At 35.9% G+C, this 24,082-nt stretch carries 24 protein-coding genes and 1 tRNA gene; 20 read left to right on the plus strand and 5 right to left on the minus strand.

The genetic code is table 11. The features are described from left to right. Positions 1–45: 45 nt before the first annotated feature. The 3 genes from infC (at position 46) to rplT (ending at position 1,277) form a co-directional block, all read left to right on the plus strand. A complete protein-coding gene (gene infC / locus A3EE_RS20315) occupies positions 46–606 on the plus strand; it encodes a translation initiation factor IF-3 (protein ID WP_018343109.1) in 561 nt (186 codons plus the stop codon). 28 nt (positions 607–634) lie between these two features. Continuing rightward, positions 635–829 (plus strand): 50S ribosomal protein L35, encoded by a 195-nt coding sequence (gene rpmI, locus A3EE_RS0108950; protein WP_018343110.1) that lies wholly within the window; start codon positions 635–637, stop codon positions 827–829. Between the two features lie 100 nt (positions 830–929). After that, the gene (gene rplT / locus A3EE_RS0108955) at positions 930–1,277 is read left to right on the plus strand and encodes a 50S ribosomal protein L20 (RefSeq protein WP_018343111.1); all 348 of its coding nucleotides are present in this window, start codon (positions 930–932) and stop codon (positions 1,275–1,277) included. A gap of 140 nt (positions 1,278–1,417) precedes the next feature. Here rplT and A3EE_RS0108960 read toward each other — a convergent pair whose 3' ends face one another. Both A3EE_RS0108960 and A3EE_RS0108965 read right to left on the minus strand, forming a co-directional pair. Next, entirely contained in the window at positions 1,418–3,889 is a 2,472-nt protein-coding gene (locus A3EE_RS0108960; RefSeq protein ID WP_018343112.1) for a DUF7619 domain-containing protein, read from the minus strand. 148 nt (positions 3,890–4,037) lie between these two features. After that, positions 4,038–4,111: transfer RNA gene (locus A3EE_RS0108965), tRNA-Met, on the minus strand. 221 nt (positions 4,112–4,332) lie between these two features. Between A3EE_RS0108965 and msrA the strand changes: the two genes are divergently transcribed. The 4 genes from msrA to pgeF are packed head-to-tail and all read left to right on the plus strand — an operon-like array spanning position 4,333 to position 7,591. After that, on the plus strand, positions 4,333–4,995 hold the full coding sequence (msrA, locus tag A3EE_RS0108970) for a peptide-methionine (S)-S-oxide reductase MsrA (RefSeq protein WP_033417752.1): 663 nt from the start codon (positions 4,333–4,335) through the stop codon (positions 4,993–4,995). Between the two features lie 50 nt (positions 4,996–5,045). After that, the gene (locus A3EE_RS21330) at positions 5,046–5,897 is read left to right on the plus strand and encodes a DUF4412 domain-containing protein (RefSeq protein WP_157446952.1); all 852 of its coding nucleotides are present in this window, start codon (positions 5,046–5,048) and stop codon (positions 5,895–5,897) included. A gap of 54 nt (positions 5,898–5,951) precedes the next feature. Then, positions 5,952–6,809, plus strand: coding sequence for a DUF4412 domain-containing protein (locus A3EE_RS0108985; protein ID WP_033417753.1), 858 nt, complete (start codon positions 5,952–5,954; stop codon positions 6,807–6,809). A gap of 8 nt (positions 6,810–6,817) precedes the next feature. After that, the gene (gene pgeF / locus A3EE_RS0108990) at positions 6,818–7,591 is read left to right on the plus strand and encodes a peptidoglycan editing factor PgeF (RefSeq protein ID WP_018343116.1); all 774 of its coding nucleotides are present in this window, start codon (positions 6,818–6,820) and stop codon (positions 7,589–7,591) included. On the opposite strand, the gene A3EE_RS0108995 is transcribed toward pgeF, so the two are convergent. After that, positions 7,580–9,499 carry a 7TM diverse intracellular signaling domain-containing protein gene (locus tag A3EE_RS0108995; RefSeq protein WP_018343117.1) on the minus strand — a complete coding sequence of 640 codons (1,920 nt, stop codon included), beginning with the start codon at positions 9,497–9,499 and terminating at the stop codon, positions 7,580–7,582. The two genes, pgeF and A3EE_RS0108995, sit on opposite strands and share 12 nt — an antisense overlap. A gap of 167 nt (positions 9,500–9,666) precedes the next feature. Between A3EE_RS0108995 and A3EE_RS0109000 the strand changes: the two genes are divergently transcribed. The 4 genes from A3EE_RS0109000 to A3EE_RS0109015 all read left to right on the plus strand — a co-directional run bounded on the left by A3EE_RS0109000 (position 9,667) and on the right by A3EE_RS0109015 (position 15,861). Further along, positions 9,667–12,201 (plus strand): glycoside hydrolase family 9 protein, encoded by a 2,535-nt coding sequence (locus A3EE_RS0109000; protein WP_051081607.1) that lies wholly within the window; start codon positions 9,667–9,669, stop codon positions 12,199–12,201. Positions 12,202–12,364: 163 nt separating this feature from the next. Further along, entirely contained in the window at positions 12,365–13,741 is a 1,377-nt protein-coding gene (locus A3EE_RS0109005; RefSeq protein WP_018343119.1) for a sugar MFS transporter, read from the plus strand. A gap of 27 nt (positions 13,742–13,768) precedes the next feature. Next, positions 13,769–14,335, plus strand: a complete 567-nt coding sequence (locus A3EE_RS0109010) for a C40 family peptidase (protein ID WP_018343120.1) — start codon at positions 13,769–13,771, stop codon at positions 14,333–14,335. Between the two features lie 266 nt (positions 14,336–14,601). Further along, positions 14,602–15,861 (plus strand): DEAD/DEAH box helicase, encoded by a 1,260-nt coding sequence (locus A3EE_RS0109015; protein WP_018343121.1) that lies wholly within the window; start codon positions 14,602–14,604, stop codon positions 15,859–15,861. A 60-nt stretch (positions 15,862–15,921) separates the two neighbouring features. On the opposite strand, the gene A3EE_RS0109020 is transcribed toward A3EE_RS0109015, so the two are convergent. After that, positions 15,922–17,013 (minus strand): MBL fold metallo-hydrolase, encoded by a 1,092-nt coding sequence (locus A3EE_RS0109020; RefSeq protein ID WP_018343122.1) that lies wholly within the window; start codon positions 17,011–17,013, stop codon positions 15,922–15,924. A gap of 281 nt (positions 17,014–17,294) precedes the next feature. On the opposite strand from A3EE_RS0109020, the gene nagB reads away from it, so the two are divergent. From nagB to A3EE_RS0109065, 9 genes are all read left to right on the plus strand, one after another. After that, a complete protein-coding gene (gene nagB, locus A3EE_RS0109025) occupies positions 17,295–19,208 on the plus strand; it encodes a glucosamine-6-phosphate deaminase (RefSeq protein WP_018343123.1) in 1,914 nt (637 codons plus the stop codon). Positions 19,209–19,291: 83 nt separating this feature from the next. Next, the gene (locus A3EE_RS0109030; protein ID WP_018343124.1) at positions 19,292–19,663 is read left to right on the plus strand and encodes a hypothetical protein; all 372 of its coding nucleotides are present in this window, start codon (positions 19,292–19,294) and stop codon (positions 19,661–19,663) included. A 128-nt stretch (positions 19,664–19,791) separates the two neighbouring features. After that, on the plus strand, positions 19,792–20,598 hold the full coding sequence (locus A3EE_RS0109035; RefSeq protein WP_018343125.1) for an SDR family oxidoreductase: 807 nt from the start codon (positions 19,792–19,794) through the stop codon (positions 20,596–20,598). A gap of 70 nt (positions 20,599–20,668) precedes the next feature. Further along, complete coding sequence (gene crcB, locus A3EE_RS0109040; protein WP_018343126.1) at positions 20,669–21,043, plus strand: fluoride efflux transporter CrcB; 375 nt, start codon at positions 20,669–20,671, stop codon at positions 21,041–21,043. A 144-nt stretch (positions 21,044–21,187) separates the two neighbouring features. Then, complete coding sequence (locus A3EE_RS0109045) at positions 21,188–21,520, plus strand: ArsR/SmtB family transcription factor (protein WP_018343127.1); 333 nt, start codon at positions 21,188–21,190, stop codon at positions 21,518–21,520. Between the two features lie 17 nt (positions 21,521–21,537). Further along, positions 21,538–22,011: a DUF6428 family protein gene (locus A3EE_RS0109050; RefSeq protein WP_018343128.1), complete on the plus strand. Its 474-nt coding sequence runs from the start codon at positions 21,538–21,540 to the stop codon at positions 22,009–22,011. 131 nt (positions 22,012–22,142) lie between these two features. After that, the gene (locus A3EE_RS0109055; protein ID WP_018343129.1) at positions 22,143–22,559 is read left to right on the plus strand and encodes an arsenate reductase ArsC; all 417 of its coding nucleotides are present in this window, start codon (positions 22,143–22,145) and stop codon (positions 22,557–22,559) included. Positions 22,560–22,568: 9 nt separating this feature from the next. Further along, positions 22,569–22,763: a YwbE family protein gene (locus tag A3EE_RS0109060; protein ID WP_018343130.1), complete on the plus strand. Its 195-nt coding sequence runs from the start codon at positions 22,569–22,571 to the stop codon at positions 22,761–22,763. 50 nt (positions 22,764–22,813) lie between these two features. Beyond that, the gene (locus tag A3EE_RS0109065; RefSeq protein ID WP_018343131.1) at positions 22,814–23,110 is read left to right on the plus strand and encodes a Dabb family protein; all 297 of its coding nucleotides are present in this window, start codon (positions 22,814–22,816) and stop codon (positions 23,108–23,110) included. 88 nt (positions 23,111–23,198) lie between these two features. Here the strand turns inward: A3EE_RS0109065 and A3EE_RS0109070 are convergent. Further along, a partial coding sequence (locus A3EE_RS0109070; protein WP_026209695.1) for a T9SS type A sorting domain-containing protein occupies positions 23,199–24,082 on the minus strand: 884 nt, incomplete at its 5' end.

Consider the following 24,082-nt stretch of genomic DNA (forward strand, 5'->3'; position numbering starts at 1 on the left):
GCAACTCGTTTAAAAACAAACAGAATAAAGGAATAAACTTAACGAATGGCATTACGAAATCCCAAGCCTTTCCGGGCACCAATTAAGGACAAGGACGAACACCGAATTAATGATTTTATCAAAGCCGCTAATGTACGTTTAGTAGGAGAAAACATTGAAGCCAATGTATATCCCATTCGCGAAGCGCTTGCCCTTGCAAAGGCCCAGAACTTAGACCTTGTTGAGATTTCACCAAATGCTGATCCGCCTGTTTGTAAAGTTACTGACTATTCAAAGTTCAAATACGAACAAAAAAAGAAGCAGAAAGAACTAAAAGCGAAGCAGCACAAAGTTGTTGTTAAAGAAATTCGTTTCGGCCCGAATACAGACGAGCACGATTACGAATTCAAATTAAAACATGCTTTTGAATTCTTAAAAGATGGCTTTAAAGTAAAAGCGTATGTACACTTTGTTGGGCGTACGATTGTTTACAAAGAACGTGGTGAAATCATGTTGTTAAAGTTTGCGCAAGCACTTGAAGAGTTAGCAAAAGTAGAAGAGATGCCAAGGTTGGAAGGTAAGAGAATGTTCTTAATGCTTACACCAAAGGCTTCACCTAAAAAGTAATTTCTTACAAATTAAACCGATAAATTAAATGCCTAAAGTAAAAACCAAATCAGGAGCTAAGAAAAGGTTTAAACTTACAGGAAGTGGAAAAATCAAAAGAAAGTGTGCTTACCATAGCCACATTCTTACGAAAAAATCTACTAAACGTAAGCGTAACTTAGTACACGCACACCTGGTTAGTGCAGCAGATGAGTCCAACGTTAGGGCTATGCTAAAAATCTAATTAAGTTTAGATTTAAAACTGGTTAACAATGTTAAACCCAGTGTTTGGTTACCAAGAATTTGCATAAGCAAATCACCAACTACTAAAAAACAAAAAAGAAATGCCTAGATCAGTACCATCAGTAGCTTCAAGAGAAAGAAGAAAGAAAATTTTGAAGTTAGCCAAAGGTTACTTTGGTAGAAGAAAAAATGTTTGGACCGTTGCAAAAAATGCGGTTGAACGAGGAAAAGTTTTCGCCTATATTGGCCGTAAACAAAAGAAAAGACACTTCCGTGGTCTTTGGATACAACGTATCAATGCAGGAACTAGACAATATGGTTTGTCTTATTCTCAATTCATTGGTGCTTTGGATAAAGCAAACATCAAGTTAAACAGAAAAGTTTTAGCTGATCTTGCAATGAACGATCCAGAAGCTTTCAAGGCTGTTGTTGACAAAGTAAAAAAATAATTTCACTTCAATGTGAATCAAAAAGTCACGCTTTAGGCGTGACTTTTTTGTTTAATGCAAAATATAAAAGGTACTGATCCTCGAAACTATCGGGATCAGTACCTTTTATATTTTATAGCAAACAACAATTAGATGTTTTATTATTGCTTAACAATTTTACCATTTTGATTCAATCCATTTGAACCTGAAATGTTATAGTAATAAAGACCAGGATTTAATTGTTGAAGAGAAAGAGTCGTATCATTTTCTGATGCAATATTCTTCGAAAGAACCAATGTACCACTTACAGAATAAATATTTATTCGAACATTTCCGTATGATCCTGAAAAGTTAATTCTAATATTTTCATTTGTTGGATTAGGATAAATAGTCACTGGATTTGTCGTGGTAGTCGCTGCAATACCAGTAGTAACTGTTGACACAGCCGTTCTTAATATGATATTATCTCGTGTTAGATCTTCTTCAACATATTCACCAATTGTTTGTGAAACCATATTCGTAATAATTGCAGAGTTATAATCGAAGAAAATACTCGCTTCATTTTTAATCAATTCTCCATCAGATAATGTAGGTTTTGCAGAAATTGAAAATGTAATAAAGCCTTGCGATTTAATACTATCTATTTTTTTAGGAGTTAAGTTGATATTGGCAAAGTGGAATTTAACGACTTCTTTACCTTGAACATGAATTCTTTCAATAGAATAAGGATGACTTGCACTGCCTGCTACGAAAGTTGTAGCATCCAGGTCTGCATCAAGTGTATCAACAACTACAACTGAATAAGCATCATCTGAACCTGTATTTTCAAAGCGAATTTTATATGTAAGCCTCGTACCTGCACTTATGTAATTTTTGCTTGACACGCCTTTGGGAGACACTGCTTTATCATTGGGATCATAACTATCCGATATCTGTATACACGATGTAGAGGTTACTAAATCATTATTTTGAGGTACATTCATTGCAATACCTTTATAAGCTGTTTTTAATGCCGCTTGTGAAGAAACACAACCTTCAAATATTACCCTCGGTATTGTATTGTAATCCGGATGATTTGCTACCTGATCTGCTTCTAATCGAATTACTTTTCCACTAGTTGGCAATTCTACTTTAAAATATTCCATAGACTTCAATGCAAACTTATGATTCGAAATTAATGTATCATTTGCATATACTCTATATCTGGTGCTGTCTGACATGTCACCATTTCCTTCATTCAGAATTGTAAATTTAGCAACTCCATTCGTACAAGCTCCCTTAACAACAACATCGGCATTGTCCCAATCATTAGACACATTGATACAAATATTGCCTGGAGAAATAGATGCTTGAGTACATTGCGTTAAAAAACGAATACTCTCATTACCACAAATAACAGAATCTATGATTGTAATTGTTTTAGTAGCATAAGCCACTATACTTCCAACTGAATAATACAACGTATCTCCATTTTTTCTAGTCCAGGCCGGCACACTGCTTATTGGTTTTACATACTGCGGATAAACAATTTTAACTTGTGCTGGCTGGGAACTAACATTACCTGCATTTTGATAATTTACCGTAGTAACACTATTAAAACAACGTCTTCTTCGATTGCTATTAATATCTATTTTTAAAATAGCACATTGTTTAATTTTTTGAGAAAAATCATTGCAGCAATAATTAGATTTACCTTTAGGTGTAGATACCGTAAAAACCCCTGTAGATGGACATATTTTTTCCAGTAACTCAAGTTCAAGATTTGTAGGAGTGTAAGAGATGCTGTATGAAGTATGTAAGGTGTCAACTTTTAATTCATAAAAACCATTTTCATCTGTGTATGCATAATATGGGCCAGGCAGAGCTGTTACCAAGCCCTGTTTTACAGGTGCATCTCCTGAATTTAATATACAGTTGGCGTTATTATCATTGAAAATATGTCCTGAGATAGTATTGAAAGACCAATCGACATAGCTACCAAGTTGAATGTAATCTATTTCTAATTTGAGCGGTTTTATATCCGTAACAGGTGATTCAAATTCGACATAAAAATCAAAGCCTGAAATTGCCGAAGAATCAACAACCGTCATTGGCGAACTTCGAAAATCTCTCCAGCTGTTATTAAAATTGAAATAGTAGTCTTTATATTCATTTGTGGGGCTTATAGTGAAATAGGATGCTCCATTTAATGTTATGTTTCCTAATGTATCCATTAATTTAATATAGATATTCTTTGGAGTTAATGAGCCGGTAGATTTCAGCCGGATTTTCATATTCATATTTTCCGGCTTACTCATATCTATTGAAGTAGCTGGAGTTAAAAATGGTCGTACCCAAAATCTATTTTGCAAAAAGCCTACATAATCATATGTATGGTTAACAACAACATAACCCGTAGGGGATGGTTCATAATCATCTTGTCCTTGAAAAGTCAATCCATCATATGACTCGCTCTTTATGAACAATGAATCGTTTGGTGATACATTGGAATAATCAACCCAATATCCGGTTCCTGTGTTATTGTGGGATCCGAAATCAATATAATAACCGGTCTTGTTATAAAGAAGCTGTGCATGAGCATGCTGAAACATGCACAAAAATAATATGCCGAATAAAAATTGAATTCTTTTCATAGTTTAGATCTAGTTGAATAAAAATGAATATAGATACTATTATTAATAATTGAAATCTTGAAAAGGGCAATGCTCTAAAAATAGCTAATACTAGTGATACTAAAACAAAAAAAGAGTCTCACATTTTGTAAGACTCTTTTGCATTATGTAGCGAAATCGGGACTCGAACCCGAGACCTCAGGGTTATGAATCCTGTGCTCTAACCAGCTGAGCTACCTCGCCATTTGGGACTGCAAAACTACAAATAATTACCAATATTGCACAACCAATTTCCAGTATTTATTCACTATAAAGATAAATAATTAAGTATCAGAGAATATCATTTATCCCTTAAATGATATTTTTGAATTTGTGGCATTATTTTTCGTTGTAATAGTTTTATATATGTTTTACGGAATCTGAATATCCCGAAAAATAGTATATATCAAATAAAATCAATAAATATGAACCACTATATTAGGAAAATCGGAACAATAATGCTTGGCCTTGTAACATTTATGGCCTGCAGCAATACATCGTATGAAAACACTGACCGCATAAACCCACCAATGGAAACACATACAGACAATACTGCCCAATTAGATACAGCAACCTTTGGTAACGGCTGTTTCTGGTGCACAGAAGCAATTTTTCAGGACATAAAAGGAGTTGTTAAAGTAACCTCCGGATATAGTGGTGGAACAGTCGTTAATCCAACATATAAGCAAATCTGCACGGGGACTACCGGACATGCGGAAGCACTTCAAATCATATTCAATCCTGCAATCGTCTCTTATAGCGAACTTCTGCAGATGTTTTGGTATTCACATGACCCAACTACATTAAATCAGCAAGGAAACGACGTTGGAACTCAATATAGATCGGTGATTTTTTATCATAATTCCGAACAGAAAAAAGAAGCTGAGTTTTACAAAAAGAAACTGGAGGAGGAAAAAGTATTTGATAAACCAATTGTTACTGAAATTACAGCCTTTCAGAAATTTTATCCGGCAGAAGATTATCATCAAAATTATTATAAAGAAAATGGTGCACAGCCGTATTGCATGTATATCATTCGCCCTAAGCTGGAAAAATTCAAAAAAGTTTTTGGTGATAAAATGAAATAATCGTTTCGTATGAATGTATATTTAGTAAATAATTTAACTTTTAAATGATCATGAAAAAAATTATTGTTTTTATTTTTTGTGCAACTCTGGCTCTTATGAGTCAGGCGCAAGTAAATTTTGAAGGTACTGTTAAATGGGGTATAACATTGGGTGGTTCTCAAGCAGCTCCTGCTCAAAAAGAATTAACTCCGCAGCAGAAAGAAGAACTTAATAAAGGTATTGCTGAATTAGAAGCGAAAATGAACGATCCTGAAATGAAGACAATGCTTGACGGCAACCCATCTATGAAGGCAATGTTTGAGCAACAGCTTGCAACGATGAAAGCTATGCAAAGCAATGGTGCTGCTGGTGCCGCAGCCGGTGCAATGCCGAAATCGTATACAGTAAAACTAAAAGATGGTAACTCTTATACACAAGTTGAAGGAGGTGCATTAGCTGCTGCAGGCGATATCCTTTATCTAAAATCTACCGATAAAACATATTACATTAAAAAGGCTGCGAAAACATATTCTGTAGCTCCTAAGTCAAAAGCACCAGCTTCAACTGACAACGCTGCTGTAACTGTAACCGCAACCACCGAAACGGCTAAAATACTAACGTATACTTGTACAAAATATATTGTTACGTTCACTGAAGCAGGAAAAACAAAAACAATGTTTATCTGGGCAACAAAAGATTTAAAAAAATATTCTTCTAGTTCTTTCCATACGGGTGGAGTAGGAAACCAGTCACATGCATCAGCTTCAGCCTTCAGTAAAATTGATGGTGTACCTCTAAAAATTGAAGTTACAGAACAAGGACAAACAGTTGTTCTGCAAGTATTGGAATTAAAAAGTGCGACTTTATCCGCATCAGATTTTGTTCTTCCTACAGGTTTCAAAGAAGTCCCTTTCGGTCAGTAATGACCGAAAGTACATCATTTCTACTGAACGGCATTTATCAATTATTCATTTAATATGAAGTATTTTCTCCTTTTACTTTTTACTATAGTATTCAACATTTCATATTCTCAGACAGTCCCCTTTGAAGGCAATATGACATGGAACATTGTTGTTGATATTCTGGATGTAAATGCAACGGATAAGTATAAAAAGGAAATCTTAAAAGAAGATAATTCAGAAATTGACGAAACAATTCTTGAATTGGAACAACAATTGAATGATCCTGAAATGCAATATCTGCTTCTGGAAAATCCTACAATTAAAAGTACCATGCAAAAAAAATTGCGTGAGTTAAAAGATATAAGAAGTGCTAATCAATATAATTTTGACAATGCCTTTTTTCCAAATAGTCTTCAGATGTATTTAAAAAACAACAATTCATTCACACGAATTGACGGGGGAAGCATTTCTAAACTAACTGGAAATATGCTTTATTTATATAACACAGCAACAACCTATTTTATCAAAGACGCAACAAAAACGTATTCATCCGTAACTGATTCTGCAGTGATCAACTCATCTGATCACTTAGTAAGCTTGACAAGAACAACAGATACATTAATAATTTTAAACTATACGTGTATAAAATATATACTCATTACAGAAGAAAATAATACCATTGAGACAAGCTATTTTTGGGTAACATCAGAATTATCTACAATGAACCATGATGCGTTCAGAGCTTTAGGATTTGCAACAGGGAATTTACATCACGAGGCTTTTAAACAGGTGCATGGCATACCTCTTCGAATTGAATATATTGAGAATGGCTTTAAGTTTAAAATGGAAGTGTCAGATATTACACCAAAACTTTTGTCAGATAGTTATTTTATTTTACCAACTGAATATAAGATGACAAACTTCGGATTTTAAACACCTCCATGAAACCTGCATTATTTAACAACCAAAAGCATTGGCAATTTGATTCATTCAATAAAATAACATCTGTAAGGCATCTAGTCACGGGATCAAATTTGCATATTCAAAGAGGAGATATTGAAGGATTGAATTATGGATTGAATGTACCTGACCAGACAAGTGTTGTACACAATAACCGACTTGAGTTATTAAATCATTTAGATATAGTAGATGGTTTTGTAACATTCCCAATACAAACACATTCTTGTACAGTTGAAATTGTGACAGAAGAAAATAAAAAAGCTACATTCCAAGACGTAGATGCATTGATTACAAATACCCCCAATATATTAATCGGAGTATTATCTGCAGATTGTGTTCCTGTATTATTAGCAGATCCTGTTACTAAAGTTGTTGCTTGTATCCATGCGGGCTGGAGAGGTACTACAGCAGAAATAGTCAAACATACAATTTCCAAAATGCAACTGGAATTTGGTTGCATTTCCAGCAACATCATTGCCGGTATTGGACCTTCAATTTCTGCTGCCAACTATGAAGTAGGTGAAGACGTTGCCATACATTTCAGAAGTGTCAGTAAAGAGAAATTGCCCAATGGCAAATCATGTATTGATCTATGGATAGAAAATAAAATGCAGCTCCTTGAAATGGGTTTAAAAGAAGAAAATATTTCCATCAGTAAGCTATGTACATATTCTGATCCAACTGCATTTTATTCAGCAAGAAGAGATGGTATTACAACAGGCAGAATTGCTTCTGTAATTGCATTAGTGGCTTAACAAGTCATCCCAGCGAACAACAGTACCTTTAGATTTAGACTTTAATAATTCGTAAGAGCTTTGTATTTTTTTACGGAATGCCCAAACGGTATTTTTATTCAAGCTTAATAATTCAGATAATTCCTCAAGTGTCTTCGATTTCCCTGATCGGATCGTATCATAAACAATATAAAATGCCTTATCCATTGGGATTCGAATTCCGTGGAACAATGTTTCAGCAGTTACGCTTTCAACATGTTTACAAGACGTACACTTACGCGTAAAAGGAGAGGTGTGTGTAATGTATTTATCATGACCACATTTTTTACATACAAATCCGTTGCTCCATTTTATATTTTCTAAATAACGCATACAACTTGCATCATCCGGAAATAACTCTTTAAATTTTTCTGTACTTAATTCTTCATCAGACAATCGGGCTTTTACTTCCTCTTGTACTTTTTGTTTCAATTGCCAGTTATCTAAATCCAGCTTAATATTCATTTGATTTAAGTCTTCAACCAATTTTGAAAGATTCGAATTGAAAATGCTTAACTCTTCCGATTTTTCCCGCAGATCTTTTGTACGCGTTGCAACTTTTGATTCTAATTCTTTATTAACACGATCCTGAATTATTTCTTTTTCTTTTAATTCACTGATCAATTCATTTTTCAAAGATTCATTTTCTACTAATTGAGCAATTGCCTGTTGCTGCAATACTTCACGCTGAATACGTTCTATTTTAAAACGATCACTCAATGCAATGGATAAGATCACAACCTCTATCATAAAGCCAAAATTGAAACTATATACTGCAAATAATCCAAAGCCTTCTGGTACTAAATCAAAAATTCTGAACAAGTAGATAATAAAGCTTATGATGATCATTGTATAAGCTAAAATAAAAAAACGGGCAAATTTTTCACCTTGAAAATAAATTTTAAAGGATGCTATATAGATCAATAAGAAAGGTAATAAGAATACAAACTGATATACCCGCTGCGAATCCAATACAAAGCGCTCAATAAAATAAACCAATATATATAACAGATAAGCACCAATTATAACACTCTTAAATGATTTGGCCGTCCTGTTTATTTCCAGAAATGAAAATGAATATATAATAAACGCCGACAACAGAAGTATCGGAGTGAATAATGAAACCAGAATATTTATAAATGGCACATTCGGCCATAAGTATTGGAAACCTAATCCATCTTCAGAAAACGAATTAAATGCACAACACAAGGCATAAATCACATAATATATATAGACACGATCCCTTGTATTAAAAAACAGGAATAAATTGTAAATGGCCATGATCAACAATACCCCATAATACAAGCCAAGTAAAACATATTCGGTTAATGCATACCCGGTGAAATGAATTTCTTCGCGAACAGAAGTAGAGAAACCAGCATAATTGGCAGAATTAATCAATACATAAAATGTTCGAATACTATCCTTAGGCAGATTCGTTTTAAATAAAAAGTTTTTATGCTGATACTCCTTATTTGAAAAAGGGTACGAAAAACCAACTGTTTTTAATGTTTCATAATGCCCGTTTCGATCTTGACGGAAAAATTCAATTTTTGAAATATGTGGATCTGGTAATTCGATTAGCCAATTTTTATGTTCATTCTGATTTTGAAGTTTAAATCTTAGCCAATAGTTTGCATTCAATGTTTCGGTATAAAATTTATCATCTGCAATTTTTAAAAACTTTGAATCATATTTCCCTGATAAAATTTCCTCTGAACTGACTTTATTTGAAGTATCCTTAAATATATATACTTCATTGGTAAACAGAGGAATTTGATTTTTATCATTTAATTCAACTATTTTCTGAGCATGCAAATCTATGTTTATTGCAAATAAAACAAAGATAATAACAAAAAAACGAATGGTGGTACTAAAGCAATAAATCACGTATGATATAGTTATAAATATATTGATAGTCAACAGTAATTAGTGGTAACAAGTTACAAATTTATGAGTCGAAATTCCAACAAAACAAACAATTATTTTACTTATTTACCCTACAAATGGAACACAATAATCAGAAATTCGGTATAATTGTTTAAATGCTAAGAAATATGAAAAAAGTAGGTTTAATTATTACGATTTTACTAAGTTCTATTTTATCAATGGCTCAAACAGGGGTTGGAGATGATTTTGAAAGTGCAACAGCTCCCGGACTTACAACAGGATGGACGGAAAATAAACCTCTATATGCAGTTCAAACAATAGAGACAACCGCTCCTACAAATACTCAGTTATATACAAAATATACTATTACAGCAACCAATTATAGTGGGTTTGCTTATGCATTTTCTTCCATAAATATGGCAGATGCTCCATTTGTTACTGTTAAAATCAAGACAGGCGCTTCATTTACATTACGTATTGATTTAATAGATGCTAACGAACGAAGAACCAATCAAATAAATACGACACAGGTTATCAAAAATGATAATACGAAGTATTATGATTATCTATTTGATTTTACTGGTCGATTTTATCAGCAATACGGAACGAATAACGGCCCTGTAGATGCGACTCAAATCAAACGAGTTGAATTTATTATAACTGCACCTTCTACTGGAACGTTTTTAATGGACAGTGTAATGGTTGGCACACGCGCTAAAACAAATATAACATCCGGAGCAAAAGGTATTAAATTAAATCAATTAGGTTTTTTGAAAGAAGGGCCTAAAAAAGCGGTTGTGAATGGTGGTAATGCTGGTGATTTCTACATTGTAACAGATGATTTATCAGATACCGTTTATACAGGTACTTTGTCTGCAGCAAAAACTTGGAGTTATTCAAGTGAATCTGTTCGTATTGCAGATTTTTCTAATTTTAAAGTTCCCGGTAAATATAGAATGCGGGTACCTGGTGTGCCTTCGCCTTCGTATCCTTTTATAATCTCAGAAACTACTTTAAATGGTATATCTAAGGGAAGTATTAAGGGCTTTTATTATCAAAGGGCTTCTATGGCATTGACCGCACCGTATGCAGGAACCTGGGCAAGAGCTGCAGGGCATCCTGACAATCAGGTATTGATCCATAACTCTGCAGCTTCTCCTGGAAGAGCGACGGGATCTAAAATATCTTCTCCTAGAGGATGGTATGATGCAGGTGATTACAATAAATACATCGTAAACTCCGGTATTAGTACGTATACATTATTAGCTTCTTATGAACATTTCGGAACCTATTATGATACACTAAAACTGAATATTCCGGAAAGCTCAAATTCCATTCCGGATGTATTGGATGAAGCACTGTATAATGTTCGTTGGATGTTAACAATGCAAGACCCTTATGATGGAGGTGTATATCACAAATTAACGAATGCCAATTTTGATGGAGATGTAATGCCAAATGCTGCAACGTTGCCTAGATATGTTGTTCAGAAAGCAACAGGGGCAACCTTAGATTTTGCTGCTGTAATGGCACAGTCTGCGCGTATCTTTGCACAATTTTCTACGCAGTTACCAGGATTATCTGATTCATGTATAGTAGCTGCAAAAAAAGCGTATGATTGGGCAATATTAAATCCATCAATTTTTTATAATCAGGATGTATTAGCTAATCCTGCTATCACTACAGGAGGCTACGGCGATTATAGTTTTGCCGATGAAAAAAGCTGGGCTGCAGCAGAATTGTACACTACAACACGATTGACACAATATTATTCAGACATTAATTTATCATCTGGAGCAGACCTACCAGGATGGCAAAATGTAAATACATTAGGCTTGATAACATTGGCTCATAATAGTGGTAATTTAAGTGCACCGTCCGATTTAAACACCGTAAAAAATAAGATCATCGCACTAGCTGATGGATATAAAAATGAAGCATTAACTACATCTGCTTATGCAGTAGCAATGGGAGCTAATAGCGGGAATTTCGGATGGGGTAGTAATTCAGTTGCAGCAAATCAAGCATTCATTTTGATTCAAGCTTTTAATTACACCAAAGACAGTTCTTATTTAAAAGCTGCAGTATCAAACGTAGATTACCTATTAGGAAGAAATGGTATCAATTATTCGTTTGTAACTGGTTACGGCAGTCTTGCATCTAACAATCCACACCATAGAGTATCTCAGGCAGATGGTATAGCAGCAGCTGTACCGGGCTTATTGGTGGGTGGACCGAATCCAGGTCAGCAGGATAATTGCCCTGGTTATCCATCATCCCAGGCAGCCTTATCTTATGTAGATACAGATTGCAGTTATTCAACAAATGAAATTGCCATTAACTGGAATGCTCCATTGGCTTATATTACCGGTGCAGTACAAAGCATTTATTCAGGCATTGAACCTACAGCAAAAGATAATATCGTAGATATACCAACATCTACCAGATCTGCAGTAATGCAAAATATTACAATAAAATTATATCCAAATCCAACATCATATTTGTTGAATGTTGAGAAACCATTTGACTTGATTGAAGCTCCGGTTGTGTTAGACCTAAATGGTTTAGAATATACTATTTCAGGTGACTGGTCTGGAAATACAATTCAGATTAATACAGCATCTTTACAGGCAGGAATGTACCTAATCCGCCTGCAAGGAGAAAACGGGGCTGCTGTTCAAAAATTTACCGTGACTAAATAAGCGGAATTTCTTATATAAATGAAAAAACCGAACAGATTCCGATAGCTATCGGGATCTGTTCGGTTTTTTCATTTATATAACATAACAAAGAACAGACTTTACTTTGTAGTTAACGAGCAGTACTCTATATTCGAAGATTGTTCATTCTAAATCTATACTTATTATGGCTGGTGGTGCCCCAATAAATTTTTCATCCAATAACTCCGCATCTGATCCAAAAGCGAATTATACTCCAGCAATTGCTTTAATGGCAACGCTGTTCTTTGTAATTGGCTTTGTAACCGTATTGAATGATGTGCTTATTCCCATCATGAAAAATACTTTTCATTTTGAAAAAAATGAAAACTGGAAATTAATGTTGATTCAATTCAGCTTTTTTATGGCTTATGGATTGTTATCCATTCCTTCAGGAAATCTGATCAAAAAAATCGGTTATAAGCAAGGTACCATATATGCTTTATTTATTGTAGCCATAGGATTGCTATTATTTTATCCTGCATCAGAATATAGTTCTTATGGGTTGTTCTTACTCGCATTATTTATTGTCGGCAGCGGATTTGCGCTTCTTCAGGTTGCTATTAATCCGTATTTAATTGCATTAGGAACACCTGAAACCGGCGCAGCGAGATTAAATCTGGGTGGTGCATTAAATTCAACAGCAACATTCATTGGCCCGATATTTGGTTCGTTTTATTTATTAAACGAATGCTTGATGACTGAAGCAGAAACACTCGCTACAACACGTACTTTGTATGTTGCAATCGCTTTATTGATCATAGCAATTGCTGCATTCATGTTCTTTATGAAACTTCCAAAACTTTCCATTGAAAATGAAAAAGACGAAGTTCTCTCTGGTAGTATTTTTCAATTCAATCATCTGATCTATGGCGCATTTGCAATCTTTTTTTATGTTGGAGCAGAAGTTGTAATCGGCAGTTTGCTGGTTGTATACTTAAAATCAGACACAATGGGAAATATTCCGGAAAAGTTTGCAGCGAACCTGGTAGCATATTACTGGGCAGGTGCAATGATCGGTCGTTTTATAGGCAGTAAGATCACACAAAAAATTGCCCCTAATAAAGCCTTAGCTTTTGTTGCAATTGCAGCGTTTGTATTGATCTTCTTAAGCATGACAGACATCATGATTAACAGCAGCATTACAGTACCTGTTATAAACATGGGAGAAGATTGCAAGACCTTAGAGTTTTATTTTAATTTCAAATCACTAACTGTTCCACTTGCAGCAATGTGTTTGATTCTTATCGGCCTATTCAATTCCATTATGTGGCCAAGCATTTTCCCATTAGGCATTGCACGTCTGGGAAAATATACCAGCCGTGGATCCGGATTAATGGTTACAATGGTCGCAGGAGGAGCATTTGTATCTTTACTGCAAGCAATATTGGCTGATCAGATTGGCTATCGCTACAGCTTTGCATTGTGTCTGGTTTGCTATGCGTATATAGCGTTCTTTGCATTAAAAGGCTACAAGCCGAATAAAGTCGCAGACAACGAACAAGGAGAAATTGTTGAAGTGTAATCAACAACCCAATAAATTAAAACAAACATGTATTTACGCTTATTTTATATCAGTTCACTTTTAGGGTTTGTTGTATTACAAAGCAGCTTTAATAACAAACTGAATTTGGATAATTTTCAACAGGTAATAAATCAGACTACTGATTCCTTAGTAAAAGAAAAACTCAAACAGTTTCAGTTAGGAGGAATTGAAAGATCAGTTGATACTTCAAATTATGATATAGAAAAAGTCATTGCATTTGCTAAAACATTTATTGGCACACCTCATGTAATGGGCGGTTCATCAAAACAAGGAATCGATTGCTCTGGTTTAGTACAAGTAGTTCATATGGAATACGGAATTATACTACCACACTCATCACACGAACAGGGCAGGTATGGTACTGTTGTAGCATCTGTTGATTCACTTAAGCGAGGTGATCTGTTATTCTATTACAGTTCATACAACAGCAGTAATTTCATTACCCATGTAGGCATTTATCTGGGTGACGGAACCTTTATTCATGCGTCAGCAAAAAGTGGAGTGATCATCACAAAAACTTCGGACACATACTGGAAATCGAAATATCTTTTTGCTACCCGCTTTAAATCTTAGGTAGCAACCAAACATCTTCCACCTAGCAAGAGCAGTATAAAGGCCGTAATACACCGTATTACCGATCTTAGTTTTATAAATCTATTGTTAAAAATAGACATTATGAGTCAACTCTGATTGAATTCTTTGGCAGAAGGTACAAAGAATCAAAAACTGTTAATTATTTACTATCTTTACTCGTAATCAATTAGATAACACTTAATACTACGTCATTGACCTTTAACGATTTTAATTTTAATTCAGGTTTATTGGATAGCTTAAACTCTATGGGCTTCAATAAACCTACACCTATTCAGGTAGAAGCCATCCCTGTTATTATGTCAAACAGTGATTTGGTAGCCTGCGCACAAACTGGTACAGGAAAGACCGCTGCATACATGCTTCCGATCTTACACAAAATTATTGAATCAAATACTGATGGCCTGGACACTTTGGTTTTAGTACCAACACGTGAACTTGCTTTACAAATTGATCAGCAGATAGAAGGATTTTCATACTTTATTAATGTCAGCTCCATAGCAGTATATGGTGGCGGCGACGGTGCTACCTGGGATCAGCAGCGTAAAGCGTTAACGGATGGAGCTAATATTGTTATAGCAACTCCAGGCAGATTATTAGCTCAATTGCAATCTGGTACAGCTAATTTAAAGCAGATCAAACATCTTGTATTGGATGAAGCTGATCGTATGCTGGACATGGGTTTCTATGACGACATCGTGCGTGTAATAAGCTATTTACCCACAGAAAGACAAACCATTATGTTCTCTGCTACCATGCCTACAAAGATGCGTGCGCTGGCAAACAAACTAATGAAAAATCCTCAGGAGATCAACATTGCTATTTCTAAACCAGCTGCCGGTATTTTACAGCAGGCGTATTTGGTTTATGAAGAACAAAAAAATAAATTGATCAAACACATACTTGGTAGCGGCAACTTTAATAGCATCATTATATTTTCTTCTACCAAAGAACACGTTAAAAAGTTAGAACGTGATCTATCAAACATGGGCTTTTCGCTGAAAGGTTTCCATTCAGATCTGGAGCAGGAAGAGCGTGAAGAGATCATGCGTGCATTCAAAAGCCGTCAGCTGCAAATGCTGATCGGTACCGATATTCTTTCTCGTGGTATAGATATAGATGGTATTGACCTTGTAATTAATGCAGAAGTACCGGGTGATGCAGAAAACTACATTCACCGCATCGGCCGTACTGCACGTGCTGCGACAACGGGTACCGCAATTACTTTCATCAGTGATTACGATCAATACAAATTCTTACAAATAGAAAATCTGATCGGAAGAGAAATTGAAAAATTAACCATACCGATTGAAATAGGAGAAGGCCCTGCTTACGAACCGGAGAAAAAAGGAAAGCATCAATCCAAAGGTTTTTCAAATAATAAATCGAAAGGCGGAAAACACGGTAGTAGTCGTCCCGCTCCGAAAGAGCATTCAAAACCTATACATCGCGAACCAAGTGGTATAAAGCATACGATTGTAAAAAAACAAAATCCTCCACAGGAGTAAGAAAATCTTATACCTACGAGGTTTTTAAAACCTCGTAGGTATAAGATTCATAATTCATAATTATTTCTCCCACCATCTGCTCTTCGGCAGTATACTATCCAATATAATAGGCTCACCAATCATCGGTGTAACAACAGAAAGATTTTTCTTATGAGCTTCTATTGTTAAACGATTAATAGGTTCATCCCAGGAATGAAGTGCCAACGTGTATTTTCCCCAATGTACAGGCATCAGAACTTTAGCTTGCAGATCAATACTGGCTTGTACCGTTTGTTCAGGCATCATATGGATATACGGCCAATACGCATTGTATTGTCCTGATTCTAAAAAAGCAATATCAACTGCACCATACTTCTCATTAATATTTTTAAAGTGTGTGTCGTAGCCTGAATCACCGCCCAGATAAATTTTATGTGTAGGTGTAATCAATAGATACGAAGCCCATAATGTTTTCCCTCTATCAGTAACTCCGCGACCGGAGAAATGACGTGCAGGCAAACAGACCAATTTCATATCTGAACCCAGATCAATCTCTTGCCACCAATCCAATTCATGGATCTTCGTTGTATCAATTCCCCAGGATTCCATATGTGATCCAACACCCAGCGGCATATAATAATTGCCAATCTTTGATTTCATATCCAATGTGGTCTGATAATCCAGGTGATCGTAATGATCGTGTGTTAGCACCAGATAGTCAATAGAAGGAAAATCGGCGGGCCCGTATACTTCTGTACCTGAATATTTTTTATTTCCAATACCTTGAACAGGAGAGGTGCTGTTGCTAAATACCGGATCAATTAAAATATTCTTTCCATCCAATTGAATTAAATAGGAGGAATGCCCAAACCACGTAATCGTAGGCTTATCAGAAGGCTTAACTGTTAAATCTCTTTTTATACTTGGAATTGCTTTCGCAGGTTCACGGGTAGAATCTTTGCTAAATTGCTGTTTCAGCATATCAAAATACGACGCATCCTCAGCCATTACTGGGGTAGGAGAAAGATTCTGAAATACACCATCTTTATAATTAGGGGATTTTTTAATACGCTCCAAACGTGCGTTTGATGGAGAACTTCCAAATGGGGCAGTCTGAAGAAATAAGAACACAGCAAGTGCAATAACTGCAAGTGTTACAAGGGTTATAATCATGATTTTCTTTATGCGTCTAAGGCTCATAATGTGTAAGTCGAACGAGAAACAAAAATATTGTTTTTTAATCAAAGATAGTTGTCAGTGGTCAGTAAACAGTTTTCAGTGAGAGCTGATATTTAGAGATTCCGTCAATGAAAGCCATCAGTAAAATGCATTTGCTGGCTTTTACTTTACTTACTGACCACTGACCACTGTATACTGATCACTTTTTTCCCACTATCCTGAACACATTTCATTTTTTCTCGTTTAATTTACAGGAATTATCCAATTACCTCAACATGAGTATTTCAAACAACAGTTTCGAAAAATTACCTACCAGCATATATGCTTCTGCAGATCAGGCATCACAGGCAGTTGCACACGAGTTGGCCAATATCATCAAACAACGTCAGTCTGAAGGCAAGCAATGTATTTTGGGACTGGCTACAGGTTCAACACCTAAAGGTGTTTATGCTGAATTGATCCGCTTGCACAAAGAGGAAGGCTTGAGTTTTCATAACGTAGTTACATTTAACTTAGATGAATATTATCCTATTGATTTTACTGCTTTACAAAGCTACGTTCGATTCATGTGGGAGTATTTATTTGACCACATAGATATTCCAAAAGAAAATGTTCATATACCAAACGGAACAATTCCTAAAGAACAGATCGATGCCTTCTGTAAAGATTATGAAGAAAAGATCGATTCGTTAGGTGGCTTGGATGTACAGCTTCTGGGTATAGGTCGTACAGGACATATCGGTTTCAATGAACCGGGCTCACGTCTGGATTCTAAAACACGTATTATCACATTAGATCACGTAACCCGTATTGATGCAGCCAGTGATTTTTTCGGCGAAGAGTATGTTCCAAGAACAGCCATAACAATGGGTGTAGGAACAATCTTCAAAGCGAAACGAATTATTTTAATGGCCTGGGGTGAAGGCAAAGCGCACATCATTAAAAAAACCGTTGAAGGCGCTATTACCGAATCGATTCCGGCAACATTTCTGCAAACACATCCCAATGTTGGCGTAATACTGGATATGGCGTCATCCGCAGAGTTGACACGCATCAAAACACCGTGGCTGGTAGGTTCTGTTAATTGGGAACAAAAGGCTCGTAAAAAAGCGGTTGTATGGTTGAGTACGCTTGTAAGCAAGCCAATCTTAAAACTTACCGACCGCGATTATAATGAACACGGCTTGTCTGAACTGGTTGCACAATTCGGACCTGCATACAACGTCAACATCGAAGTATTCAACCTGCTTCAAAAGACCATCACAGGCTGGCCGGGAGGAAAGCCGAACACAGATGACATCAATCGTCCGGAGCGTGCTTACCCCTTCCCGAAACGTGCTGTTATATTCAGTCCGCACCCCGACGATGACATCATCTCTATGGGTGGTACATTCATCCGTTTAGTAGATCAGGGACATGATGTACATGTTGCGTATCAGACTTCCGGAAACATTGCTGTGTATGATGAAGACGTAATTCGTTTTGCAGATTTTGCTGTTGATTACAATCAATTTATTCACGAAGGAGAAGATACAACAACAGCTGTTTTTAAAAATATTGTTCAGACACTAAAAAATAAAAAGCCGGGCGAAATAGATCCGCCTGAGGTAATGAAAATAAAAGGCCTAATCCGCAGAGGCGAAGCCAAAGCTACTTGCCGTTATGTAGGCATACCCGATATGAACGCACACTTTTTAGACATGCCATTTTATGAAACAGGTTTGGTTAAAAAGAATCCGATCGGTAGAGCAGATATTGATTGCATAAAAAAAATATTAATGAAATTACAGCCGCATCAGATTTTCGCAGCCGGTGACTTATCTGATCCGCATGGCACCCACCGCGTGTGTTTAAAAGCGATCTTCTTAGCATTAGATGAATTGAAATACGAAGACTGGATCCGTGATTGCAGAGTATGGCTGTACCGCGGTGCATGGCAGGAGTGGGACATCGATCAGATTGAAATGGCGATACCATTAAGTCCGGATGAATTGATGCGCAAGCGTAGAGGGATCTTCAAACATCAGTCGCAAAAAGATGCACCGATGTTCCCGGGCGCAGATCCAAGAGAGTTCTGGCAACGTGCAGAAGATAGAAACCGTAAAACTGCAAATACCTATAACAACCTTGGTTTGCCAGAGTATGAAGCTATCGAAGCATTTGTGAAGTGGGACGGAAAGTTGATATGACAATTTTATTCTTTAGACCTACGAGGTTTTTAAAACCTCGTAGGTCTTGTTTTACTCAAAAATAAACCGATATACATATACCTATGAAAAATTTTCTCTCATTCATATTTTTAATAATCCTTCTATCTTCCTTTACGCTCATAAAAACAGATGAACCAAATGATAGCTATGTCGGCATCTGGACAGAGCACTGGAATAAATCAAATGTAGATTATGTAGACACACTCAAAATTGAAGTAAATGCTAGGGGGCAACTTGCAATCTCATGCATCAATAATTCTAACTACATATACAGTGAGATCCAACCTAAAAAATCTGCTCTTAGTTTTGTAATGAAAAACAACGGATTTACCGTTCAATATACTCTGAAGCGAATCAATGAGAATTTAATAACCGGAAAAATTCATAATTCCAATAATCAAACAGTGAAGATTTCATTAAAAAGATTAAAGTAATTATTTTTTATATTAATCTGCAAGATCATAGTTCTGATCTTGCAGATTATCTTTTCATTAATACTTCTGTATTTCATTTTTCTTCATAAATATTTTTTATATTATATAGATACATCAGCTATATAATTATGTCAGAATTAAAATTAAAAGGACAAACAGCTCTGATTACCGGAGGAGATTCAGGAATAGGAAAGGGCATTGCATTGAAAATGGCCGCCAACGGTGCCAATATACTTGTAAACTATCATTCCAATAAAAAAGCCGCAGAAGAAACGGTTGAAGAATTAAAAGCATTTGATGTTTCTGCAATTACCTATCAGGCTAATGTTGGTGATGAAATGCAGGTGCAACAAATGTTTCAGGAAGCAATCAACAGATTCGGCACCATTGATATTTTAGTAAACAATGCAGGACTTCAACAGGACTCAGCGTTTAAAGACATGACCTTAGACCAATGGAACAAAGTCATTAATATAAATCTTACCGGACAATTTTTATGTGCACGGGAAGCTGTAAGAGAATTTATTAAAAGAGGACCTCGTCCGGAAGTCTCAAAAGCACTGGGCAAGATCATCTGCATAAGTTCGGTACATGAAGTTATTCCCTGGGGCGGACATGCCAATTACGCCGCATCCAAAGGCGGAATTATGATGCTGATGAAATCAATGGCACAGGAATTAGGTGGATTAAAAATTCGCATCAACAGCATCGGTCCGGGTGCAATTAAAACACCGATAAACCACCAGGCATGGGAGACACCGGCAGCTGCTCAGAATTTGTTAAAACTCATTCCTTATGATCGTATTGGAGAAACCGAAGATATTGGAAATGCTGCTGTATGGCTGGCCTCAGATGAGTCTGACTATGTCCATGGCATAACGTTATTCGTTGACGGCGGAATGACACTTTATCCTGGTTTTGCATCAAACGGATAAGTGGTTAAAGGATGTAACTACTCTTCAGACAATTTCTTATCTTTGAAAAGAAGAAAACAATCTTGTTAGAATGAATCATTTTATTCTGGTACTCATTGGCGGTGCAATTGGCAGTGGCGCACGTTATCTGTTAAGTACATACATAACAAAAATACATCCTGGCATTTTTCCTTACGGAACCTTTGCTGTTAACATCATCGGCTGTCTGCTAATCGGCATCTTCTATGGTTTAACAACACGCATGCAAGCAACACCGGAATGGCGTATTTTTCTTGCTACAGGTCTATGCGGCGGATTCACAACCTTTTCTGCCTTCGCATATGAAAACATTCAATTATTACAAACAGAGAATTATTCAACATTTGCTTTAAATACCTTTGGCAGCTTTATACTTGGCTTTGCGGCAGTGTTTGCAGGTATCTTATTAACAAAGCTCTTTGTTTAAACCTTAAGCAACATCATTTTTACAAAATACTCTGAATCAACCACAACGGATTAATTTATCATAAAAGTTATTCAATTTATTAGTCAATTCTTGTTTTTTATCTTATTTATCGTAATATTGCAATATATAATTATATAGAGAGAAATGGGAGCAACCAAAACAGATCATTTTACAGATAAACAAAATGCCATTGCAGTACTTGCGAAGGCATTGGGACATCCTGCACGTATTGCTATTATGGAATATCTCATGAAAGTTGATACCTGTATTTGCGGGGATATTGTAAACGAATTGCCTTTAGCTCAACCAACCGTATCACAGCATTTAAAAGAGTTAAAAAATGCAGGCCTTATCAAAGGCAGCATTGAAGGTACGGCCATTTGTTATTGCATTGATGAAAAAGCAATTGAAAAGCTTCAAGTTTACTTTGGTGTCATTTCAAAAAAACTAAATTCTAAGAAAAATAATTGTTGTTAATATAAACATATATAGAAATGAAAATCTCTCAATTCAAAAAACATTTGAATACTGTTTCTGAGTTAAACATGATTCAACCAAATGGAATATTTATACCAAAACATTTTCACATTACAGAAGCCGGCTTAACAACCAAACACTTTATCGATTGCGGAGGAACTGTTCGAACAGAAAAGACAATCAGCTTTCAGGTTTGGATTGCCAATGATACAGACCACAGACTTGTTCCTGAAAAGTTAACTCGAATCATTAATTTATCGGAACCTTTATTTAATGGTGAAGACCTGGAAGTAGAGATCGAATACCAGACAGATACTATCAGTAAATACGGTTTGGATTTCGTTGGTAGTAATTTTGTACTTACAAATAAATTCACAAACTGTCTGGCAAAAGACACATGTGGCATTCCTTCAGAAGGAGAAAAAATAGTCTTATCTGAATTAAAATCTTCTATGACAACATCATGTAAGCCAGGAGGAGGATGCTGTTAAACATGTATCCATTTATACTTAAATATAAAAAGCCAATAATCATCACCACAGCTGTAATCCTATTACAACTAATTTTCGGCTTTGATCCTAAGTTTTGTATAATAAATATTATCTGGTTATTCGTTTAAAATATGTCAAAAAAAATATTGGTACTTTGTACAGGCAACAGCTGTAGAAGTCAAATTGCAGATGGTTATTTAAAATACTTCGCTGGCGATAGAGCAGAGGTTTACAGCGCAGGAGTTGAAACACACGGTGTAAATCCCAAAGCAATTGCTACAATGAAAGAAGATGGGATCGATATTTCCAAGCACACATCTAATAACGTAAACGAATATCTGGATATAGATTTTGATTATGTAATTACAGTTTGTGACAATGCAAAAGAACGTTGTCCATATTTGCCAACGAAGGCGAAGAAATTTCATTATAATTTTCCTGATCCGGCAAAAGCAACTGGTACAGAAGAAGAAATTAAAGAACAATTCCGGATGGTTAGAGAAATGATTAAATTGTACACTCAGAAATTTATTGAAGAAAATATTTAATCAAGAAATATGGACGGAAGAATACGCGCAAATATTACCCAAGGCACCCGCGTTAGCATCGTGTTGAAAAAAGATCAGAAAACTGGTACACGTACAGAAGGTGTCGTTAAAGATCTATTAACCAGCGTGCCTAAACACCACCGAGGTATTAAGGTACGCCTGGAGGATGGACAGATAGGTCGTGTACAGGAAATTTTAGAATAAATAAGAATTCGTATCTTTGTTATCATTCATTATAATTAACAGAACATTTCATGCTTAGTCACCACGTATTATTCTGGCTTAAAGCCGATACAACAGAAGAACAAAAAATCGCATTTCGTAAAAGTTTAGAAACACTTAAAGATGTTGAAACAGTAAAAGGTCTATACATTGGTACTCCAGCACCAATTGAACGTGCTGTTGTAGATACTACCTATACGTTTTCCTTATTGATCTTATTTGCTGATCTGGCAGGACATGATGTATATCAGGTGCACCCGTTACACAAAGCATTCTTAGAAGAATTCAGAGTGTTTTTTGATAAAGTTGTTATATACGACGCTCAATAATTTCATTTCTTTTCAAAAAAAAATCCCCGTCACATCCCGATAGCTATCGGGACGTGACGGGGATTTTTTATGACTATCTCCAAACGATTTATTGTTTGATCAATCGTTTTACTAATTTTCCTTGAGCAGTAGCTACTTCAACAAAGTATACACCAGATGGCAATGCCTGAACATCTAACTGTCTGGAAGTCTCCACAACAGAAGAAAAGTTCTGTACAACTGCCTTGCTACCATCAGCAGTGTAAATAGTAACGATTACATCATCAAATGCACCATTGAATTCTAAGTTTGAATAACCCGTTACGGTTGGGTTCGGGAACAATTCAATATCTGATGCAGACAATGTAGTTGTAACACCCGTTGCTGTACCAACTCTTGCCGATACGTTAATTGTAAACAGTGAATTCACATCATTACTCAATATCGAAACTGTACCTAATCTTGGAGCAGAGGCATCGTTTGGTGTACCTGTAACCGTAAACGTTACAGAAGCATTTGGTGAAATGGCCCCGGATGGGAATATTTGAGTAGCAGTAAATCCTGAAGAAGCAGTAATCGTAGAAATGATCAGATTTGAAGTACCCACATTACTGATTGTAAATGTATAAGAAGATGTAGGTGTATTGATCAACGCAGCTCCAATATCTGTTGTACCGCTATTATTAACAACAATCGCTGAACCGGATGCTACTTTCATATTTGATGTTGATGTTGAATTGTTCACCGTCAATGTCTGCGTTACAGAAGGAGCAGCATTGTATGTTGCATTGCCCGCCTGACTAGCAGTGATCACCGTAGAACCTGCACCAACGATTGTTACCACACCAGCACTTGTTACTGTTGCTACAGCAGGATTGCTACTTGTATAGGTTACAGTTAAACCGGATGACGCTGTTGCTGTTAATGTGAAATTTGGATCACCAACTACTTTTGAAGCAAGCGCTCCGAAGGTAATTGTCTGATTTGTTTTAG

Origin of the sequence: Cytophaga aurantiaca DSM 3654 (assembly GCF_000379725.1) — a bacterium.
GTDB classification, from domain to species: Bacteria; Bacteroidota; Bacteroidia; order Cytophagales; family Cytophagaceae; genus Cytophaga; species Cytophaga aurantiaca.